This is a genomic window from Clostridiales bacterium, assembly GCA_030016385.1.
In the GTDB taxonomy this organism is placed as follows: domain Bacteria; phylum Bacillota; class Clostridia; order Clostridiales; family Oxobacteraceae; genus JASEJN01.
Genome location: JASEJN010000104.1, coordinates 1 through 5,095 on the forward strand (window position 1 = coordinate 1; position 5,095 = coordinate 5,095).

At 40.1% G+C, this 5,095-nt stretch carries 5 protein-coding genes; 3 read left to right on the forward strand and 2 right to left on the reverse strand.

Translation table 11 applies throughout. The annotated features are described in order from the left end of the window. Nucleotides 1-185 precede the first annotated feature (185 nt). On the forward strand, nt 186-1,151 hold the full coding sequence (locus QME45_14420) for a phosphotransferase (protein ID MDI6619823.1): 966 nt from the start codon (nt 186-188) through the stop codon (nt 1,149-1,151). Nucleotides 1,152-1,427: 276 nt separating this feature from the next. Here QME45_14420 and QME45_14425 read toward each other — a convergent pair whose 3' ends face one another. Together QME45_14425 and QME45_14430 are read right to left on the reverse strand one after the other, a co-directional pair. After that, entirely contained in the window at nt 1,428-2,009 is a 582-nt protein-coding gene (locus QME45_14425) for a hypothetical protein (protein MDI6619824.1), read from the reverse strand. Between the two features lie 5 nt (nt 2,010-2,014). Next, nucleotides 2,015-2,917, reverse strand: coding sequence for a DegV family protein (locus tag QME45_14430; protein MDI6619825.1), 903 nt, complete (start codon nt 2,915-2,917; stop codon nt 2,015-2,017). Between the two features lie 268 nt (nt 2,918-3,185). On the opposite strand from QME45_14430, the gene QME45_14435 reads away from it, so the two are divergent. Both QME45_14435 and QME45_14440 read left to right on the forward strand, forming a co-directional pair. Further along, the gene (locus QME45_14435; protein MDI6619826.1) at nt 3,186-3,785 is read left to right on the forward strand and encodes a helix-turn-helix domain-containing protein; all 600 of its coding nucleotides are present in this window, start codon (nt 3,186-3,188) and stop codon (nt 3,783-3,785) included. 173 nt (nt 3,786-3,958) lie between these two features. Beyond that, entirely contained in the window at nt 3,959-4,720 is a 762-nt protein-coding gene (locus QME45_14440; protein MDI6619827.1) for an MBL fold metallo-hydrolase, read from the forward strand. The last annotated feature ends 375 nt before the right edge of the window (nt 4,721-5,095 follow it).

Sequence of the window (5,095 nt, forward strand, 5' to 3'; positions counted from 1 at the left end):
CAACTGTTCTCTCTTAAATCAGGTGGTGTGGATAAATATGCGGAAACTCAAGAAATCATTCTGTAGAAACGATTTTTATTTTGTGCTATAATTTAACAAATAGTGTACCGGCTTAATGGAAGGATAAACAGGAATTTGACTGGTGGCGGATTGTAGATTATTTTTATCTTGTTCAGGAGATTATTATGGATAACCGTATTATAGCTGATTTGAAAGAAAGCTATGGGATAACGTTCAATCAAATTACTCCGGTAAAAGGTGGATTACTGAATCAGAAATGGAAGGTTTCCACTGAAAACGGCGAATTATTGGTCAAACAATACAGCACTAAACGGTTTCGCAGAGAACAAATTGAGAGAATCGAATCTGCGCTGCAACGGCAGATTATCCTTGAAAAATATGGCGTCCCTTGTCCATTTCTTTGGCAGTGCGGATCCAGGGTGATTCGTTGGCTAGATGACAAAACAGCCTATATGGTCATGGATTTTCGCTCAGGGAAGACAGAAAAACCCGACACAATCACAATAGCGCAAATGCGCAGTCTCGGCAGCGCCTGTGCTGTAATGCACAGAGCGTTTTCACAATTACCGGAACTTTCGGCCAAGAGCCTGCCTGTTTTTGGCGGTTATACGGTGAATTCATTAAGGGAAAACTTTAACTCTTGTATTACGAAATGCCCGCCGGATGTTCCTGTTGAATATCGGAAAGCCTTGTTTGCGTTAGAACCGATTTTAAAGCAGATTGACACCGAATTTTTTAATAAGTTTCCAAGAGGATTCGCCCATGAGGATTTTCACTCAGGCAATATCCTGTTTGGTGCGGATCGCGTATCCGCTGTTGTTGATTTTGACCGTAATTGCTACAGTTATATTTGGCATGATATAGGAAGAGCGATATTATCTTTTACATTAGAAGGCAATAGAATGAATGCCGAAAAGGTATGCGCTTTCCTGGAAGGCTATTCACAGCATTTAGAGTTGACTTTAACTAATATAGCGGATGCTTTGCGGCTTTCATGGTGCATTGAAATGTCATGGTGGATACGGCCGGAATTTTTTGGAGAATGTGACGAAACCCCAAAGCGTTTCAAAAATGAAATGCTTTGGTTGACTGAACACTGGTTTGAACTGGATTCTTTATTATCTTCTTAATGAGCATAATACGAAGCTGACAAATTTCAATTTTCCGTTTTTTTTACAAATATACTGGTGCAATATCCGTTTGTTTGATGCCGAAAACCTTTATTTTATGCAGGTTCCTGAGTTTGCCCTTATGAACATTTGTACTATGGTCGGATGTTCCGACACTGAGCATTCCGAATAGGAGTAACCCAAAGGCTGCCCCTATTTTCGTTTGTTGCCGCTTTTTTGTACTATGTTTGCGACTTTTCCGTTACTTGAGTAATTTTTCCTTCATATCCAACGTGTTCAGTTGATAAGTGAACTTATCATTATAATTATTCCTAAGGCGGCGATTGGAATCGCTGCGCCGCAAATAAGCTGCAAAACTGTATGCCGTTTCATTTGAAGGCTTGACAGGAAGACGAGGACAAGGACCGGAATACCGTAAAAACCAAATGGATGCCCAAAATATATTAACAATGCAAAAGGTCCTGCTACCCCGCACGTATGCCCGCTTGCTCTAAAGTGAAGCAATTTATTTGTGAGCATAATTAAGATTCCGGATAATAAATAGGACAAATAAATAGTCCAGACATTCTTTGGCGCATGCAGAAGCATGGCAAAAAGACATCCGCATATATATCCGGAAACGGCAAAGTTGATAGCTAGTATTCTTTGCCCTTCACGCCCTTTGTCTTTATATTTTTTTATGAGCGGCTGCAATGGATAGGCTAATAGGGGAAAGACAACCAGAAATAAAATAGATAAAATGAAATCGGCCCGGCTGCCGAACAGCAAGGGATTGTGCAGGTATAAAGTCAATAACATTACGAGCGCCATAACCGGAGCAACCGTGAGAATACGGATAACTTTAACGATTTTGCTCATTCCAATCAACCCCTTTTAACACCATCTGTTCTTCTGTCCCCTACAAAAAACAAGGCCACAGTTCCAGGACCCGTATGCGAACCTATTACAGTTCCCACGCTGTTGATCATGACCTTTCCATCAAGATGAGGGAAAGCTGCTTCAACCATATCAGCCACTGCGCGGGCATCGTCCAAACACGCGGAATTGGAGATGAAGCACTTGCCGCTGTAATCGATGCCGCCGCTGGCGTGCTCTTTCATTTTTTCTACAATTTTCAGGATCACTTTTCTTTTTGACCGAATTTTTTCACGAGGGATCAAATGCCCGGCAGCATCCATGTTTAAAAGGGGGCAGATCTTCAAGATTTTGCCAAATAATCCTGCTGATTTAGAGATTCTTCCCCCTCTTATATAGAAGGTCAGGTCTGTCGAGAAAAACCAGTGGTGAATCAATAATCTGTTGCTTTTAGCCCACTTGTAAACTTCTTCATAGGATGCGCCGTCATCCCGCATATCCGCAAGTATATCCATAAGAAGACCATAACCGGAGGATGCCCCCAGAGAATCAACAACTTCTATTCTTCTGTCCGGATATTTCTTCGAAAGTTCGGATCTGGCCGTATTGGCTGAATTGTAAGCTCCGGATATTCCTGAAGACAAACTGACATGAAGAATATCCTTTCCCTCTTTTAAAAACGGTTCAAAAAAATCCGTGAATTCTTTGACATTAACTTGGGACGTCGTCGCTTGCGAGCCGGCCGACAATTTTTTATAAAACTCGTCGAAAGGCATGGATTTTCCCAGATCATCAGGGTATTGTTTCCCATCCATATTAAAATGAAAACAAACATAATAAATGGATCTTTCCTTGAAATATTCGTCAGTCATATCTGCTGTCGAGCAGCAAGTTAACACATATCGCTTCATAACATCATTCTCCCATCAAAATAATGCACACCGACTCAGGCGGATTATTATTTTATAAGCATTGTCACTATCATAACACCGGCCTGCTTGTATAGTCACTCTATTGTAGGACCGCGGGAGGCTACGATTGTTTTTCACAGAAGTAGAGAGGATTTTTGAAAATTCTACTGCCAGTAGAGTCCATGACAGCCGGATTTTATAAAATTGATTGTTCACTTTTGATATGTTATAATTAAAAAAATTACATTCCGAGGTGACATTCAACTTTATGGAAGAATTAAAGCCTGTTATTGCTAACAATATAATTTATCTACGAAAATCAATGAATTGGACTCAAGCTGAACTTGCCCAAAAGCTGAATTATTCAGACAAGGCTGTTTCAAAATGGGAGCGGGCGGAATCTATCCCGGATGTAATCGTCTTAAAAAGAATCGCCGATTTATTTCACGTCACGATAGATTATCTGATGGAATCGGAACATACTGAAAACGAGGCCAAATCCCAAGCCGTTTCAAAGCAACAAAAACATAATCGCTTTATCATAGCGCTGTTATCTGTTTCACTCGTATTTCTGATAGCCACCATTATCTTTGTGATCCTGCGGTTAGGTTCAGTTAAATCGGATATCAGTCCGTGGATGGTCTACGTATATGCTTTTCCGATCGCATTTATTGTTTTGTTGGTGTTTAATTCTCTCTGGGGAAAGCGAAAAACAAATTTTGCAATTATAACCGCGCTTGTATGGGGTACCTTATTGGCTGTATACTTGAGTTTTCTTCACAAGAACATATGGCTTATTTTTATGATTGGCATCCCGTCTCAAATAATTATCCTGCTGTGGGCAAACTTCAGCCTGAAGCACAAATGATATCTATGTCAGGTTAACACCGATGTCTGATAGGCAATGGATTAAGATTCTGCTTTTTCAACAATCCTATTAGTCTTGGGGCTGCCCATTTTTTGCCTCAAATAGTCTATAATAATTGCAGATGATTGATATATCATCCCAAATAAACAGAAATTTGAAAGCAGACGGTGCATATGCATGATTGGTTTACTATAGAAAAAATTGACAGTGAGACTTGGGTCATCAGTGAATACAAGCATTGGGAGCAGACACATTGTTACCTCTTGATTGACTCAAAACAAGCCGTCTTGATTGACACCGGATTAGGGGTATCAAATATAAAACAGGTTATAGATAGCCTGACCGAATTGCCTGTTTTGGTAGTGACAACCCATGTCCACTGGGATCATATCGGCGGTCACGGATTTTTTGATGATATCGCAGTGCATGAAGCTGACGCTGAATGGCTAAACCACTTTCCAGTTTCTCTTTCAGTTGTAAAATCCAATTTGCTGAAGCGATCATGTGACTTTCCAAAGGACTTTGATATAGATAATTATCAGGTATTCCAAGGTAAACCAACAAGGCTTTTGAAAGATGGAGATATTATTGATTTTGGCAATAGGCAACTTATGGTTATCCATACTCCTGGGCATTCGCCAGGGCATATTTGCCTCTATGAGCCGGAGCGCGGATACTTTTTTTCAGGTGATTTAATTTATAAAGGATGCCTGGATGCATTTTACCCGTCCACAAATCCTGCTGATTTTATGAGATCGGTTCATCGCATCAGAGCTTTGCATGTGTGGAGGCTTTTGCCGGGGCACCATGCACTAGATGTGTCGGCGGACTTGATAAGCGAAGTGGACGACGGCTTTCGGAGCATTGATAAACAAGGAAAGCTTAAGCAGGGGAATGGGATTTTTCAATTCAAGAATTTCAGTATACATATTTAGTTTGGTAATGTTAAATTCCAATTTGCCGGTTGTTTTGCAAATATAGCGGTATAGGATTCGTTTACTTGATGCCAAAAACCATATTTATGGGGGTCCCCGAGTTTGCCGCTATGAACACTCGAACTATTATGAGAAACTCCCGAGTGGTCATAACGACAAAAACAGGTTGACGTTGTGTCAGCCTGTTTTTGTTTGTGATAAGCATGAAATATGGTATAATTTGAAAATATAAATTGCAAGAATATAAAACAGAGAATTGATGAAGTCTTGGAAAACTATAACAATCACTACGCGTATTCGTTTGAAAGATTTATTTCAGTATGGTGAAATTTCAAAGTAAGTTCCACTTTTCTAAAGTAAATTCCATCTAAAGGC

Excerpts from the sequence above, each read along its gene's own strand:
- QME45_14420 (MDI6619823.1), top strand. The coding sequence starts at position 186 with ATGGATAACCGTATTATAGCTGATTTGAAAGAAAGCTATGGGATAACG.
- QME45_14425 (MDI6619824.1), bottom strand. The coding sequence starts at position 2,009 with ATGAGCAAAATCGTTAAAGTTATCCGTATTCTCACGGTTGCTCCGGTT.
- QME45_14430 (MDI6619825.1), bottom strand. The coding sequence starts at position 2,917 with ATGAAGCGATATGTGTTAACTTGCTGCTCGACAGCAGATATGACTGAC.
- QME45_14435 (MDI6619826.1), top strand. The coding sequence starts at position 3,186 with ATGGAAGAATTAAAGCCTGTTATTGCTAACAATATAATTTATCTACGA.
- QME45_14440 (MDI6619827.1), top strand. The coding sequence starts at position 3,959 with ATGCATGATTGGTTTACTATAGAAAAAATTGACAGTGAGACTTGGGTC.